Origin of the sequence: Campylobacter sp. P0109 (assembly GCF_002138755.1) — a bacterium.
Lineage (GTDB): Bacteria > Campylobacterota > Campylobacteria > Campylobacterales > Campylobacteraceae > Campylobacter > Campylobacter devanensis.
In genome coordinates this window covers 489,109-503,631 of record NZ_MJKK01000001.1, presented here as the reverse complement: position 1 = coordinate 503,631, position 14,523 = coordinate 489,109, and the positions used below count along the sequence as shown (strand labels likewise).

Here is a 14,523-nt window from a genome sequence, read left to right as displayed (position 1 = left end):
GGATATATTCTATATATTAATTTTAATTTAAAAACTTATTTTTCAATTATTAAAAATTTATAAACTATTATATAAATTGAGCTAAAGCACAAGATATTTTATTTATATATTTTTATAATTTTACTTAGTATTTATGATAATAAATATCAAATATTTTGTAAATTTTAAATTACTAAAATTTATTATATATATCTTAAATACTGATTTTACCATATATTTTTTGATTTTAATAAAAATATAAAAAGAGTATTAAAGTCTAAATTTAATTAAAATATATTATATAAATAATTATATATCAAAAAAATTTTAAGTAGTAAAATACAAATAAATGTATATAATAACACCAATTCTACATTATTTTAGAAAGGTCGAACATGGATAGACGAGATTTTATTAAAAGCTCAGCTGTTGCAGCTGCGTGTTCAGCAGCTGGTCTTACTGCGCCTAGCGCACTAAGTGCTGCTAACAAAGAGCAAGATTGGCGTTGGGATAAAGCAGTATGTAGATTTTGTGGTACTGGTTGTGGTATTGTCGTTGCTACTAAAGATGGTAAGATAGTTGCGGTAAAAGGCGATCCATTGGCTCCTGTAAATCGTGGTTTGAATTGTATTAAAGGCTATTTTAATGCTAAGATTATGTATGGCGAAGATAGAATTACTAAACCACTTTTAAGGGTAAATTCTAAGGGTGAATTTGATAAAAATGGTAAATTCGTTGAAGTTAGCTGGAAAAGAGCATTTGACGAGATGGAAAAACAATTTAAAAGAGCTTATAATGAGCTTGGACCAACTGGTATTGGTGTATTTGGCTCTGGACAATATACTGTCCAAGAGGGATATTCGGCTGTTAAGCTAATCAAAGGGGGTTTTCGCTCAAACAATATTGACCCAAATGCTAGACACTGTATGGCTAGTGCGGTTGTGGGCTTTATGCAAACTTTTGGTATAGATGAACCCGCTGGTTGCTATGATGATATAGAGCTAACTGATACAGTAGTGTGCTGGGGTGCTAATATGGCAGAGATGCATCCAGTTTTATGGGCTAGGGTGAGCGATAGAAAACTTCAAAATCCAAATAATGTAAAAATTATAAATTTATCTACATTTTCAAATAGAACATCAAATATCGCTGATATGGAGATTATCTTTAGACCGCAAACTGACTTAGCTATATGGAACTATATCGCTAGAGAGATTGTATATAATCATCCAGAAGCTATAGATGAAAAATTCGTAAAAGAGCACTGTGTATTTACTACAGGCCCAGCTGATATTGGCTATGGTATGAGAGATAATATCAACCACCCTAAATATCTACCAAGCGAGCTTGACACTGCAGCCAAAGAGAGATCTAAAGTATTAACTGAAGCCGAAGGCGTAACACTAGCATATTTAGGAATGAAAGCTGGTGATACAATGGAAAATAAACACACAGCTGCTCCAGATGCTCATTGGCAAATTTCATTTGATGAATTTAAAAAGGCTTTAGCGCCATACACACTTGATTTTGTAGCGAAATTAGCTAAAGGTGATGCTAATGAAGATTTAGAAGAGTTTAAGAAAAAACTTCAAACTCTAGCAAATTATTATATAGACCAAAAACGCAAAGTTGTAAGCTTTTGGACAATGGGTATGAATCAACACACTCGTGGTACTTGGGTAAATGAACAAAGCTATATGGTGCATTTCTTACTAGGCAAACAAGCTAAACCGGGCAGTGGAGCATTCTCACTAACAGGTCAGCCAAGTGCCTGTGGTACCGCTAGAGAGGTTGGTACATTCTCACACCGCTTACCAGCAGATATGGTCGTAGCCAATCCAAAACATAGGGAGATTACAGAGAAAATTTGGAAACTTCCAGCTAAAACTCTAAACCCAAAACCAGGTGCGCCATATATGAAAATTATGCGTGATCTTGAAGATGGTAAGATCAAATTTATTTGGGTACATGTAAATAACCCATGGCACAATACTGCAAATGCCAACCACTGGATTAAAGCGGCAAGAGAGATGGATAACTTCATAGTAGTGAGCGATCCATATCCAGGTATTAGTGCTAAGGTAGCTGACCTTATCTTGCCAACAGCTATGATATATGAAAAATGGGGAGCTTATGGTAATGCTGAGAGAAGAACTCAACATTGGAGACAACAAGTCCTTCCAGTAGGCGAGGCTATGAGCGATACATGGCAATATATGGAATTTAGCAAACGCTTTAAACTAAAAGAGGTTTGGGGTGAGAAAAAAATCGATAACAAACTAACGCTTCCAAGTGTCTTAGATGAAGCGGCTAAATTAGGCTATACTCCAGAATCAACTCTATATGATGTGTTATTTGCTAATGCTGAGGCTAAATCATTTAGTGCTGATGATGCTATTATAAATGGATTTGATAATACTGAAGTATTCGGTGATAGCAGAAATGTAGTTGGTAGCGATGGTAATGTATTTAAAGGCTATGGATTTTTTGTCCAAAAATATCTTTGGGAAGAGTATAGAAAATTTGGCGTAGGCCACGGTCACGACCTAGCAGATTTTGATACATATCATAAAGTTAGAGGTCTTAGATGGCCAGTTGTAGATGGCAAAGAGACTCAATGGAGATTTAATACCAAATATGATGTATATGCGAAAAAAGCAGCTCCAGATAGCGATTTTGCTTTCTATGGTAACGCAGGTGGCGCTCTACCAAGTGGGGATTTAACCAAAGTTACTAACCCTGAAAAAACTTCTATAAAAAATAGAGCAAAAATATTCTTTAGACCATTTATGGATGCACCAGAAACTCCAAGCAAAGAGTATCCACTATGGCTATGTACAGGTAGGGTGCTAGAGCACTGGCATAGTGGTACTATGACAATGCGTGTTCCTGAGCTATACCGTGCTGTTCCAGAAGCACTTTGCTATATGAATGAAGAAGATGGCAAAAAAATCGGCGTAGCTCAAAATGATGTCGTATGGGTAGAGAGCCGCCGTGGCAAAGTAAAAGCTAGAGTGGATTTCCGTGGTAGAAATAAACCACCTGTAGGCTTGGTATATGTGCCTTGGTTTGATGAAAATGTATATATTAATAAAGTTTGTCTAGATGCTACTTGTCCATTATCTAAACAGACAGACTTTAAAAAATGTGCTGTAAAAGTCTATAAGGCCTAAAATGCAAAGGCGAGATGCTATCAAGACGGGTTTTAGTTTAGTTGGACTTTTAGCTGCTAGCTCATTTGTTTATAAAGAGTATGCAAATGCTAAGCCTGTGCTTAAACTGCGTCCGCCTGCAGCTTTGGATGAAGATGAGTTTTTGACTCGTTGTATTAGATGCGGGCTATGCGTTGAGGCGTGTCCTTTTGATACGCTAAAACTCGCTGAATTTAAAGATAGTGGCGTAGGTATCGGAACTCCATTTTTTACCCCAAGGGATATCCCTTGCTTTATGTGCGAAGATATTCCTTGTGTAGTTGAGTGTCCAACAGAGGCGCTAGATCCTAAGCTAGTTACAAAAGATGGAGCTTTGGATATCAATATGGCTAAAATGGGTGTAGCAGTTGTTGATGAGAAAAACTGTGTAGCCTATTTTGGAATTCAATGTGATGCGTGTTATCGTGCTTGTCCGTTGATAGATAAGGCTTTATTGATAGATTATAAACGCAATGAAAGAACTGGCAAACACGCATTTTTATTGCCGATTGTAGATAGTGATTATTGTACTGGATGTGGTAAATGTGAAATAGCATGTATCACAGATAAAGCCGCAATAACCGTGCTTCCAAGAGATATGGTTATGGGTAAGTTGGGTAATAACTATGTAAAAGGCTGGGTAGAAGGTGATGATGCTAAACTAAAAGATGCTGATACTAAAATGCATTTAGATAGCAAAAAGGGTATTAAGTATCTAAATGGAGATGAGCTATGAAATTTACAATTGCTAGAAGGGTAGTTCAATTAGCTATTTTGGGATTGTTTATAGCTGGAAATATATATGGCGTAAATATCTTAAAAGGAAATTTAAGTAGCTCAGAGATCTTTGGTGTAATCGGACTTAGTGATCCATATGCTTTACTTCAGCTATTTTTGGCTGGATTTAGTGTAGGTAGTGCAAGTGTAATTGGGGCTTTGATTATGGTTGTCTTTTATGCTTTGATAGCACCTAGAGCATTTTGTTCTTGGGTCTGTCCAGTAAATATTCTAACAGATCTTGGTGCATACATAAGAACAAAGCTAAAAATTGGCAAAAATCTAGTTAATATAAGCTCAAATTCAAGATACTATCTATTTGCGCTGAGCTTGATATTTAGCTTTGCTTTTAGCATAGCAGCCTTTGAAAGTATAAGCTATATAGGGGCTTTTACTAGAGGTGTTGTATATCTTAGTGGATCGGCTATTAGTATAGCTATCATAATTATTTGTATAGAGGCTTTTTTAGGTAAGCGATTAATATGTGGTCATTTATGTCCTTTGGGAGCATTTTGGGCATTAGTTAGTAGATTTAGCTTAATACGCATTTATCACAACAGTAAAAATTGCACTCATTGCAATAAGTGCAAAGTTGTTTGTCCAGAGATGCAAGTCTTGGATATAGTGGGTAAACAAAGTGGCAATATAAGAAGCGAGTGTATAAGTTGCGGACGTTGCGTAGAGGCTTGCGATGATGATGCACTTAATTTTAGTATATTAAAATTTAGGAGAGAACAATGAAAAAGGGTTTGCAAAATGTTTTACTTAGTGCGACTGCAGCACTAGTTTTAGCAGCTTGTAATTTGAGCACAGGACAAGGCTCAGCAGTAGAAGATACACAAATTGGCCTTAGAAGTGTGGAACTTAAAGATGAAGTTAATGTAAAAAATCCAGTAATTACTTGGAAAGGCGATCTGCCAGGTAACAATGAAGTATATGAAAGAAGCTATGAAAATGCTCCGCCATTAATTCCACATAGCTTGGAGGGTTTGTTGCCTATTACAATAGAGTCTAATATGTGTTTGACATGCCACACTCCAGAAACAGCTAAAGAAATGGGCACAATTCCAGCTCCACAAAGTCACTATATGTATCTATCAACTGGTAAAAAAACAAAAGAGCTAAATACAGAAAGATTTAACTGCGTTCAATGCCACGTACCACAAGCAGATGCTGAACCGCTAGTTAAAAATAATTTTAAAGCTGATTTTAGAGATGGTGAGGGTAATAGATCATCTAATCTTATTGATGTTTTAAATCAAGGTATTAAATGATAGATAGGCGAAATCTCTTTGCTAAATTTAAGCAAAGAGAGCCTAGACTTATTGCACCGCCATATTTCAGCGGAGAGTTTGATTGCATTAACTGCCATGCGCCTTGTGTGTCTAGTTGCCAAAGAGAACTTTTGGAGTTTGATGATGGTAGAATTAAATTTAACCAGTATAAGCTTGGTTGTAATTTTTGTAAAGAGTGCGCTATAGCGTGTGAATCTATAGGTAAGAGCGTGTTAAATTTGGCTTATCCGGCTAAAATAAATGCAAGCGTAGAGATAAATACGGCTACTTGCTTGGCTTGGAATGAGGTTATATGCTACAACTGCTTAGATATTTGTAAATTTAGAGCCATAGAGTATTTAGGAATGTTTAGGCCTACTGTTAATGATAGTTGCGTAGGGTGTAGTGAGTGCGTAAGCGTATGTGTAAATAACTCAGTAATTGTAAGGGGAAATTGATGAGATTTTTTGTAGTTTTATTTATGGCTATTACATTTTTATGGGGTAGTTTTGAGTTAAAATTACCTGCAAATGCTGTAAGTGTCAAGCTTGATAAGGATGAGCTATTAATAGGGCTTGATAATGGTGAGCTTTATAATTATAGCATAAAGACTCAAGAGCTAAATAAGATGATAGATCTACCAAAGTTCTCAAATTATTTTGATAATGATATAGCACCAAAGATTTTTAGTATTGACAAACTTGGCGAAGTGGTAGCTATTTTGTATGAGAGCGATAATGGAACCAAGTCGCTTGGTATTTTAGAAAATGGAAATTTAAAGAGCTTTAAAATGCATACTGATGGAGTTAAAAAGATATTTTTACTCGATAGTAATCATGTAATTTTTGTTACTTTAAGTAGCGAGGTTGAGTATTATAATTTTAGAGAAGGTAAGGTTGTTTTTGAAAATAAATTAACTACTTCAAGCACTGGAGATGCTGCTTTTGATAGAAAAAATGGTGTTATAGCTATTGGGATTGAAGGTGGTGTGATATTTTATTTTGATACTAAGCTTAAAAGCGTTGTAAAGCAGGTAAATGCCCAAAAAGATACAATTTATAGCGTTGGTATTGATGGCAAATTATTAATTAGTGGTTCTGCTGATAAAAAATCATATTTTAATAACGGCTCAAAAGAGTTTTATTATGAGGCTAAATTTTTAGTATATTGTGTTGGGATAAGTAGTGATAAGGGAGCATTTAGTACAGAAAATAGTATAAAAATTATTGATAAAAATGGTGAAATAATTAAAAATATAGAGTATGATGGAGCTTCATTAAATTATTTAATTTTTAATGATGAGTATCTAATTGGTTCAAGCTATGATAATAAAATATATTTTTGGAGTATGTAATGAATAATATATCAAGTGTGGTTATAACTCTAATGAATCCTAATATTTGCGAAGAAGTAGCTACAAAAATAGATAAGATTTCAAACTGTGAAGTAGCTGCTAAAGAAAATGATAAAATAGTAGCTGTCATAGAGTCTGCAGATTTAGATGAAGAGTTGGCTACTTTTAGAATGTTAGAACAAATAGAAGGCGTAAGTACCGTAGCTATGATATATAGCTATCAAAATTTAGAAGGCGATATATCTAAAGCCAACTCAAATGATATAGGTAGTATAGTGCGCAAAATAGATGAAATGGATGTTAAAGATATAAAATATAATGGCAATCCAAATATTTGATTTGGATTAATTGTATATAAAACTAGGTTTTTTAAGCTCCTGTATTGGAGCTTAAATTAGATTGAGTTATATCATTTTGTGATAGAATTTGCATATTTTATTAATTCTTCACGCAAAGAGTAGATATCATCTGGCGTTTGAATATCATATCTTTTATCTTCACCATTTTGATCTGGTATGATAATATAAGATCCATTTGGACGATAATAAATTCTACATACCCATTTTGTTGTTTTATTATATAGATAAACATAAAAATAACTTCTTGTATCTTTATAATTCACATCGCTTGCTTGAATGGTTGGACTACAAACAAGTATGGAGCGCACAATATAAAATGACTGCAACTCTTCTTCTGTTGTTATTATTTGATTATCTTCTGCTGTGTTTATGTTGCTTTCTTCTATTTGGGATTGTTGCGAGTTATTGTGTGATTGATTTTGCTTAATTTGAGCTTGGATACTATCGATTTTTTCATTTGCAATGTCATTTATCATATTGGTAAATACTCTTTTGATATGAGATCTAAATTTATCTAAGACATTTCCAGTTATTCTATTGCTAGTAATTTTTTGAGCAAAAAATCTAGTAAAATCATCACTAGGATTTTCTATTTCTTGTTTAAATATATCTCTGATTTTATTATGATATATTTGCTCTGTAGCCATAGATGATAGGTCATCTATATTTAGCTTATCACACTTAAATTTTTCCAACTCTTTTAATTTGCTATCTATTAATTGATTCATATTGATAAGCAAGAAAGGAGTTAAATCCATTATATTAGGTTCTTGGCTATCAGTATAAAATCTATACTCTATACCGTTTGTCAATATTGCAAATTTAGCCTTAGTAACATTAAAATAACGCATAAGTTGATTACAATGAGTGTCTAAATTTTCACTATGATGCTTAGCTTCGATCAATATTAAAGGAGAATCATCTTTTAATATAGCATAATCAACCTTTTCTCCATTTCTTGTTCCGATATCTGCTGTAAATTCTGGTACTACCACAGATGGATCAGTTGCATCATATCCTAAAATTCTAAGAAATGGAACTATAAAGCTCATCTTTGTAGCTTCTTCAGTTAGCACTCTATCTTTTGTATTTTCTATCCTTTTAGAAAGTTTTAAAAGCTCTTCTTTAAACTCAGCCATTTTTATTCCTTGCTAATTTTGCGTAATTTTAGCAAATTTAAAATAAATAATCAAATTTAAATTCAGATTATTTTCATTTGTTATGCTTGTAAATTTTTTACAAATAAATGTAAAATATAATCTAGTATTGCTTAAGTTTTAAAAAATACCTTTTTTAGATAGAGTCCATTTGGTGGAGCGGGCATTTTTGTTAGTGGCTTTTGAGCTTTGTGAAGCTCTATAAATTCCTCTAGCTTTTCATCGCTAGTTGCAGCTTTTATAGCGTTTGCGACCATTAGCCTAACTTGAGCTCTTAAAAAGCCATTGGCTCTAAATTTAATAATAGTTAAATTTGGTTTATCGCTATATCTATTTATGCTAAATGCAGATTTTTGAATTTGATACGCATAAGCTTTGTAAATCTCTCTAATAGTTGATTTTTCACCACTTCCAACTTTGTAATATGGTTTAAAATCTTGCTTACCAATAAAGCAAGCAAGTGCTAAATTTAATCTTTTTAAGTCTAAATTTGGATAAAAATATACAAAATCACTCAAAAATGGTGATTTGTCACCATGATAGATTATATATCTATACTCTCTAGCTACTGCACTAAATCTAGGATGAAAATCTTTATCTACAATCCATATATCTTTAAGATTAATATATGGGCTAAGATGGCGGCTAATTTGATCTTTTAATCTATTTAAATTCCAAAAATCGCCACAATGCACGGTTGATATTTGATTTAATGCATGAACGCCTTTATCGGTTCTAGAGCCTGATAGTATTGGTTCATAAATTCCTACATGATTTAATGCTTCATTTATAGCATCTTCTACGGCTTGGACATTTGGTTGTGTTTGAGAGCCACTAAATTTAGAGCCGTTGTAGCTATATTTGAGAGCTATTTTCATCAGTATTTTTTTACCACTTTATTTATAAATGCTACTTGACTTAATAAAAATGTAACAACAAAAACAAGCGGAATTCCATAAAATGGATGTTTAGATAGTAGTAAAATTGCTGTAAAATATGCCGATAAAACAGCAAATATTCCAATATATACCATACCTTTTTCATATCTATATGTTACAATTCCAAAGCTTAGTGCAAATAGAGTACTGGCTAGAGGGAATAGGGCGATAAGGCAGTATATTGTAAGATTTTTAGCAACTTTTGGATCGCTACTGGTTTGTTTCCAGTATGCAGCTATACTAAAATTATCATTAGAACTATCTTGTATATTTGAACGAATCGTTAGTAAGTCATATTTTGAAACATTCCATTTATTATCTTTAATATCATAAATATAGCCATCTTTTAAGATTAAATTTAGTCTTGCATTCTCATTTGTGATATCGCCACTACTAGCAGTAATAAATCTTTCGTTATCTTTGTTGTGATTATATAATACAATATTTTCATATTTTGAGAGATTTTCATCTATATTTTGCTTATCTATAAATACCATCCACTCGCCAAATTTCTGCCCAAATTCGCTTGGTTTTATATTTAGGCTTAGTTTTGTTTTTTTATATGCTACAAAGTTATTATTTAAATTCATTGCAGTAGGCATTGCAACAAGAGCTATAAATAATAGCGTAATTGATAGTATAGTTGATATTTTTAGAAAAAATTTGGCTATATCTTTTGGATTGTATCCTAAGGTAAATATAACTATGCTCTCATTTTCTCTTGAAAGACGAAAAAAACTCATCGCTAAAGCAACAAAAAATCCAATAGGTATGGTAAAAAGTAGAATTTGTGGAAGCATAAATAGATATAATTTAAGAAGCTCAAAAAAACTAATATCTATATAGCTAGTAATTCTAGCAATTTGGATAAAAAATACAATTGAAACTATTAAAAATAGCGTAGCAAATAAAGAGGCAAAAGTCGATAAAAAGCTACTAAAAAGATATTGATTAACTCTATTCATATTAATCCTAAATTTATATTTGTAAAATTCTTAAGGCTTGCAGCAACGATAAATCCGCCAAAAAGTGCCGGAATAAATGCAATGGTTTTATCTTTTATAGATATGTGGATAAAAAGCTGAACTAATGCGCCTAAAAATAGAGCTATAAATCCCCACTCAAGCCCTAAAATCGCCACCATCGAAGCGATAAAAATACTATCAGCCTCACCCATTGGTTCTAAAATTTGATGGCGTGGGCGTAGCATTAGAGTGCTTTTTAGTATTACCATAATACCAATTATGATAAATGAGTCTAAAATATTGTTAATTTGAGTTATAGAAGCATATAATACAGCCAAAAAATATCCACTCATTAGAAGATAATTTGGAACAGCTTTTAGTCTAAAATCGATCGCCCCAAGGGCATAAAATATAGCAAAAATTAACGCTAAAAGCATAGCTAAGATTAAATTTGATTCTAAAAAAAAGGCAAAAATTGCCAAAAATCCTACTATTAGTTCAGATAACGGATAAAATGACGAAATTTTTGTTTTGCAGTTTTTACACTTTGCTTTAAGCATTACCCACGAAAGTATAGGTATAAGCTCAGTAGCGCCAAGCTTTTTAGCGCAGCTTGGGCAGCGGCTACGACTAAAGACAAAATCCTCTCCAATAGGTATGCGAGTGATTAAAACTGTAGTAAATGAACCAAGACATATCCCAAAAATAAAAAATATTAGCAACATTAAATTGCCCCAAATTTACGGTGAATGGATTTAAATTTAGCTATAATTTCTTCAAGTTCTTTGCTGTTAAAATCTGGCCAAAGAGTTGGCGTAAATGCTAGTTCTGCATAGCTAGACTGCCATAATAAAAAGTTGCTAAGCCTTTGTTCTCCACCAGTACGAATAAGCAGATCTACATCTCCAAAGCTAGCACTATCTAGATGTTTGGCTATGCTTTGTTCTGTAATTTTATATCCATTTTTAAGAGCTAAATTTACAGCTCTTGTAATCTCATTTTGACTTCCATAATTTATTGCTAGGATTAAATTTAATCCATTATTGTTTTGGGTTTTATTTTTTAGATTTGCTATGGCGTCTTTTAGTTTATTGCTAAATGGACTTAAATCACCTATAGTATGAAATCTAATATTGTTTTGTAAAAAAAGCTCCTCTTTGAGTTTGATAAATTTCAAAAGCAAATTTAGTAAAAAATCAACTTCGCTTTTTGGTCGTTTCCAGTTTTCTGTGCTAAAGGCATAAAGTGTTAAATTTTTTATATTATTTTTAGCACAATATATGGCAATATCATTGACCACATCTGCGCCTTTTTTGTGGCCATTAGTCCGTACTAAAGAGCGATTTTTAGCCCATCTTCCATTGCCATCCATAATTATAGCTAGATGATTTAATATATTCATATTGTAGCCTTTATGACTGTTTTTTGCCATAGAGGTGATACTTGTTTAATTTCAAATTCGCATCCTAACTCATCAGCTAAGGCCTTGCTAAGACTAACATAAGGTGAGCTAACTAGGCGAATTTTTTCATCTTTTATAGAGATAATTATTGGTGCAAATAAAGAAAATATCAGGTAAATTTTAGGATTTTTCCCAAGTAAAATTTGTATTAATGCAGAACGGTTATCATAATAAAATGGTATATGAAGTATGTTCTCATTTAATGCCATAATCATATCTGCGTATATGCTAAATTCATCTTTTGAGAGTGGATTTGCCATTTTGGATTTAATATATGGTATTAGCCATGAGAGATTTTGCGAGCTTGCTACCATCTCAATAAGAGCTACTCCATCATCTAAAACTGGCTTTATAATCTCTCTTTTAGTAAGAGAGTTTATACTTATCATACCGCCGCTTTGAGATCCGATATTAGCATAGTATTCGCTTCCTACTTCTAGATCTTTATAGCTTGTAGTGCTGATTGTTTTGGTGCCAAATTTAATATTATAACGATTAAATCTAGTTTGTTCTAATACTTTTATGATAACTGGCAAACTTGAGTTTATTATTGTTGGAATATTATTTGATATTTGAGCAGATTGAATTTTAGATAATTTATTTATCATATATTTTTTGCCAATTTAGTAATTTGTGATGCGACTAGTTCTTTTGATGTTAGTTCTGTTTGTATAACTGTCTCTTTGGTTATAAAGCTTATTTTGGTCTCATTGGAGCCAAATTTAATATCATCTCCTAAGATATTTAAACACACTGCATCAAGATTTTTATCCATTAGCATATTTTTAGCATTATGTAGAGCATTTTTAGCGTCCATTTCCATCTTAAAGCCAATTTTTTTACACTTTAAATTTAGATTTTTTAATATATCGATATTTAATTTTAGCTCAATTTTATCTTCCATTTGATCTTTTTTGATCTTGCCATCTTTGGGATTAGCACAGATAAAATCACTAACTGCTGCACACATTACTAATATATCATCTGGAGCGACTATTTGCTGATTTAATATGCTATTTAATTGGTCTGAGCTTTTAAATTTGATTATCTTATATGGGGTGTTAAAATCAATAGAGCTAATAAATACAACATCAGCCCCAGCATAGTAAAAGCTATCAGCTAAAGCTTTAGCCATTTTACCGCTTGAGTGATTGGTAATAGCTCTTGCATCATCTATTTTTTCAGTTGTTGGACCACCGGTGATTATAACCTTTTTGCCTTTGTAAAACTCATCTTGGTTTAATACTCTTTTGGCGGTTTCTACAATTAGCCATGGCTCATTTAATGCACCTTTTCCATAATCTCCACAAGCTAAAGTTTTAGTAATTGGCTCAATAATTGTAAAACCATCATCATTTAAAATTTTTAAATTTCGAATTGTGGCTGGATTATCTAGCATATTATTATTAGCAGCTGGAGCTATAATCTTAGGACAAGAGGCTGCTAGAATTGTTTGTAAAAATATATTATCAGCTATTCCATTTGCAATTTTATTGATACTATTAGCTGATGCTGGTGCGATGATAAGCAGATCATTTTTACTAAAGCTTATGTGATCTAAGCCATTTGTCCAGCTCTCATTAAGCGATGTTAAAACACCATCGCTAAGGGCTTCAAAGCCAACCGGAGTAGCAAATTTAAGAACTCCATCGCTTAGTAATACTTTAACATTGGCTCCATTTTTTTTAAGCAGACTTAAAATTTCATAAGCTTTATAAAAGCTAATACTCCCACAAACTGCTAAGAGAATATTTTTATTTTTCATCTTTTTTACCAAAGAATTTATAAAAGAATCCACTTTTATTATTTTGTTTGGCTCTAGCTATGATTAGGTCGCCTTTTTGACTATCGTGTGTTACGCTTGAACCTGCTGCTATTAGAGTATCATCAGCGATATTTAGTGGCGCAATAAGCTGTGTATCGCTACCGATAAATACATTTTTGCCTATTATGGTTTTATGTTTGTTTTTACCATCGTAGTTGCAAGTGATTGTACCACATCCTACATTTGTTCCACTATCAATTTGGCAATCTCCCAAATAGCTTAAATGGCCAGCCTTTACACTATTTAAATTTGCATTTTTAAGCTCTACAAAATTGCCAATGTGAGTAGAGACTATGTGGCTTTTTGGTCTTAGGTGTGCCATCGGACCAATATCACTATCAATTACGGTGCTATACTCTATAACTGAACTGCTTTTAATTATAGAGTTTTTAATAAGACAATCGCCTTTAATCACACAGCCACTCTCTATCTCGCACTCTCCTTCAAATTTGGCTCTACTATCTATAAATACAGTTTGAGGAAGTCTAATGATAACGCCATTTTTCATCAAATTTGCTTTTATCTGCTCTTGCATTATATTTTCAGCTTTGCTTAGAGCTAGCTTGTCATTAATACCCATAAAGTTTTGCTCATTTACTAAGACAGAGCTTACGCTTTTGCCAGCTTTCAACGCTAGTTCTATGGCGTCTGTTAGATAGTATTCATTGCTTGCATTTTGGTTATTTATCTGTGGTAGGACTGAATTTAATAAAGCCGTATCAAAGCAGTAAGCCCCAGCGTTGCATAGATTTATTGCTTTTTCATCTTCGTTGGCATCTTTTTGTTCTACTATTTTGATAACTTGATCGCCATTTTTTACTACTCTACCATATCCAAAAGGATCTTTAGATTCAAAAGCAGCTATAGTTATATCAGAATTTGATTGAGTTAGTGATATTAGTTCGCTAGTTGCAACTAGTGGCATATCAGCGCATATTATTAGAGTTTTATCAAATTTAGGTTTTGCTGCCATTACGGCTCCAGCAGTTCCAGGAAAGTTGATAGTATCTTGAGCGACAATATTTATATTATTAAATTCTCTATTTATCTCTGAGCTTACTTCATCAAATTGATAGCCTAAAACTACTGTTATATCATCAGATATTTGTAGCGATTTTTCTACTACATGAGCAATCATTGATCTACCGCTTAGAGTGTGTAGAACTTTAGATTTAGGTGATTTCATACGAGTACCATTACCAGCTGCTAGTATAATTATTGATATATTTTTCATGATCTTTT

General features: G+C 32.7%; 15 protein-coding genes. 7 read left to right on the top strand and 8 right to left on the bottom strand.

The features are described 5' to 3' along the window. The first annotated feature begins 374 nt into the window (after positions 1–374). Genes napA through CIGNP109_RS02555 form a run of 7 tightly spaced genes read left to right on the top strand, consistent with a single transcriptional unit; the run spans position 375 to position 6,913 of the window. Positions 375–3,152 carry a periplasmic nitrate reductase subunit alpha gene (gene napA, locus CIGNP109_RS02585; protein ID WP_086228086.1) on the top strand — a complete coding sequence of 926 codons (2,778 nt, stop codon included), beginning with the start codon at positions 375–377 and terminating at the stop codon, positions 3,150–3,152. Position 3,153: 1 nt separating this feature from the next. Then, positions 3,154–3,906, top strand: a complete 753-nt coding sequence (gene napG, locus CIGNP109_RS02580; RefSeq protein ID WP_086228085.1) for a ferredoxin-type protein NapG — start codon at positions 3,154–3,156, stop codon at positions 3,904–3,906. Beyond that, positions 3,903–4,688: a quinol dehydrogenase ferredoxin subunit NapH gene (gene napH / locus CIGNP109_RS02575; RefSeq protein ID WP_086228084.1), complete on the top strand. Its 786-nt coding sequence runs from the start codon at positions 3,903–3,905 to the stop codon at positions 4,686–4,688. Before napG ends, napH begins: the two co-directional genes overlap by 4 nt. After that, positions 4,685–5,221: a nitrate reductase cytochrome c-type subunit gene (locus tag CIGNP109_RS02570; RefSeq protein WP_236845544.1), complete on the top strand. Its 537-nt coding sequence runs from the start codon at positions 4,685–4,687 to the stop codon at positions 5,219–5,221. Before napH ends, CIGNP109_RS02570 begins: the two co-directional genes overlap by 4 nt. Then, positions 5,218–5,679, top strand: a complete 462-nt coding sequence (locus CIGNP109_RS02565) for a 4Fe-4S ferredoxin (RefSeq protein ID WP_086226928.1) — start codon at positions 5,218–5,220, stop codon at positions 5,677–5,679. Before CIGNP109_RS02570 ends, CIGNP109_RS02565 begins: the two co-directional genes overlap by 4 nt. Beyond that, positions 5,679–6,575 carry a hypothetical protein gene (locus tag CIGNP109_RS02560; RefSeq protein WP_086228083.1) on the top strand — a complete coding sequence of 299 codons (897 nt, stop codon included), beginning with the start codon at positions 5,679–5,681 and terminating at the stop codon, positions 6,573–6,575. The genes CIGNP109_RS02565 and CIGNP109_RS02560 overlap by 1 nt, the downstream gene beginning before the upstream one ends. Then, the gene (locus CIGNP109_RS02555; protein ID WP_086228082.1) at positions 6,575–6,913 is read left to right on the top strand and encodes a chaperone NapD; all 339 of its coding nucleotides are present in this window, start codon (positions 6,575–6,577) and stop codon (positions 6,911–6,913) included. The genes CIGNP109_RS02560 and CIGNP109_RS02555 overlap by 1 nt, the downstream gene beginning before the upstream one ends. A gap of 71 nt (positions 6,914–6,984) precedes the next feature. Here the strand turns inward: CIGNP109_RS02555 and CIGNP109_RS02550 are convergent, their stop codons facing one another. The 8 genes from CIGNP109_RS02550 to glmU form a co-directional block, all read right to left on the bottom strand. After that, positions 6,985–8,073 carry a type I restriction endonuclease gene (locus CIGNP109_RS02550; RefSeq protein ID WP_086228081.1) on the bottom strand — a complete coding sequence of 363 codons (1,089 nt, stop codon included), beginning with the start codon at positions 8,071–8,073 and terminating at the stop codon, positions 6,985–6,987. A gap of 131 nt (positions 8,074–8,204) precedes the next feature. Beyond that, complete coding sequence (truA, locus tag CIGNP109_RS02545; RefSeq protein ID WP_180380003.1) at positions 8,205–8,972, bottom strand: tRNA pseudouridine(38-40) synthase TruA; 768 nt, start codon at positions 8,970–8,972, stop codon at positions 8,205–8,207. Then, on the bottom strand, positions 8,969–9,994 hold the full coding sequence (locus CIGNP109_RS02540; RefSeq protein ID WP_086228079.1) for an LptF/LptG family permease: 1,026 nt from the start codon (positions 9,992–9,994) through the stop codon (positions 8,969–8,971). The genes truA and CIGNP109_RS02540 overlap by 4 nt, the downstream gene beginning before the upstream one ends. Next, positions 9,991–10,719, bottom strand: coding sequence for a prepilin peptidase (locus CIGNP109_RS02535; RefSeq protein WP_086228078.1), 729 nt, complete (start codon positions 10,717–10,719; stop codon positions 9,991–9,993). Before CIGNP109_RS02535 ends, CIGNP109_RS02540 begins: the two co-directional genes overlap by 4 nt. Beyond that, entirely contained in the window at positions 10,719–11,396 is a 678-nt protein-coding gene (uppS, locus tag CIGNP109_RS02530; RefSeq protein WP_086228077.1) for a polyprenyl diphosphate synthase, read from the bottom strand. Before uppS ends, CIGNP109_RS02535 begins: the two co-directional genes overlap by 1 nt. Continuing rightward, positions 11,393–12,064, bottom strand: a complete 672-nt coding sequence (locus tag CIGNP109_RS02525; RefSeq protein WP_086228076.1) for a hypothetical protein — start codon at positions 12,062–12,064, stop codon at positions 11,393–11,395. The genes uppS and CIGNP109_RS02525 overlap by 4 nt, the downstream gene beginning before the upstream one ends. Further along, positions 12,061–13,221, bottom strand: a complete 1,161-nt coding sequence (coaBC, locus tag CIGNP109_RS02520) for a bifunctional phosphopantothenoylcysteine decarboxylase/phosphopantothenate--cysteine ligase CoaBC (RefSeq protein ID WP_086228075.1) — start codon at positions 13,219–13,221, stop codon at positions 12,061–12,063. Before coaBC ends, CIGNP109_RS02525 begins: the two co-directional genes overlap by 4 nt. Continuing rightward, positions 13,211–14,518 carry a bifunctional UDP-N-acetylglucosamine diphosphorylase/glucosamine-1-phosphate N-acetyltransferase GlmU gene (gene glmU / locus CIGNP109_RS02515; protein WP_180379792.1) on the bottom strand — a complete coding sequence of 436 codons (1,308 nt, stop codon included), beginning with the start codon at positions 14,516–14,518 and terminating at the stop codon, positions 13,211–13,213. The genes coaBC and glmU overlap by 11 nt, the downstream gene beginning before the upstream one ends. Positions 14,519–14,523: the final 5 nt, after the last annotated feature.

What these genes read in the sequence shown, in the direction of transcription:
- napH (WP_086228084.1), top strand. Translation starts at nt 3,903, where the DNA reads ATGAAATTTACAATTGCTAGAAGGGTAGTTCAATTAGCTATTTTGGGA.
- CIGNP109_RS02525 (WP_086228076.1), bottom strand. Translation starts at nt 12,064, where the DNA reads ATGATAAATAAATTATCTAAAATTCAATCTGCTCAAATATCAAATAAT.
- CIGNP109_RS02565 (WP_086226928.1), top strand. Translation starts at nt 5,218, where the DNA reads ATGATAGATAGGCGAAATCTCTTTGCTAAATTTAAGCAAAGAGAGCCT.
- CIGNP109_RS02555 (WP_086228082.1), top strand. Translation starts at nt 6,575, where the DNA reads ATGAATAATATATCAAGTGTGGTTATAACTCTAATGAATCCTAATATT.
- uppS (WP_086228077.1), bottom strand. Translation starts at nt 11,396, where the DNA reads ATGAATATATTAAATCATCTAGCTATAATTATGGATGGCAATGGAAGA.
- napA (WP_086228086.1), top strand. Translation starts at nt 375, where the DNA reads ATGGATAGACGAGATTTTATTAAAAGCTCAGCTGTTGCAGCTGCGTGT.
- napG (WP_086228085.1), top strand. Translation starts at nt 3,154, where the DNA reads ATGCAAAGGCGAGATGCTATCAAGACGGGTTTTAGTTTAGTTGGACTT.
- CIGNP109_RS02560 (WP_086228083.1), top strand. Translation starts at nt 5,679, where the DNA reads ATGAGATTTTTTGTAGTTTTATTTATGGCTATTACATTTTTATGGGGT.
- CIGNP109_RS02535 (WP_086228078.1), bottom strand. Translation starts at nt 10,719, where the DNA reads ATGTTGCTAATATTTTTTATTTTTGGGATATGTCTTGGTTCATTTACT.
- coaBC (WP_086228075.1), bottom strand. Translation starts at nt 13,221, where the DNA reads ATGAAAAATAAAAATATTCTCTTAGCAGTTTGTGGGAGTATTAGCTTT.
- CIGNP109_RS02550 (WP_086228081.1), bottom strand. Translation starts at nt 8,073, where the DNA reads ATGGCTGAGTTTAAAGAAGAGCTTTTAAAACTTTCTAAAAGGATAGAA.
- CIGNP109_RS02540 (WP_086228079.1), bottom strand. Translation starts at nt 9,994, where the DNA reads ATGAATAGAGTTAATCAATATCTTTTTAGTAGCTTTTTATCGACTTTT.
- CIGNP109_RS02570 (WP_236845544.1), top strand. Translation starts at nt 4,685, where the DNA reads ATGAAAAAGGGTTTGCAAAATGTTTTACTTAGTGCGACTGCAGCACTA.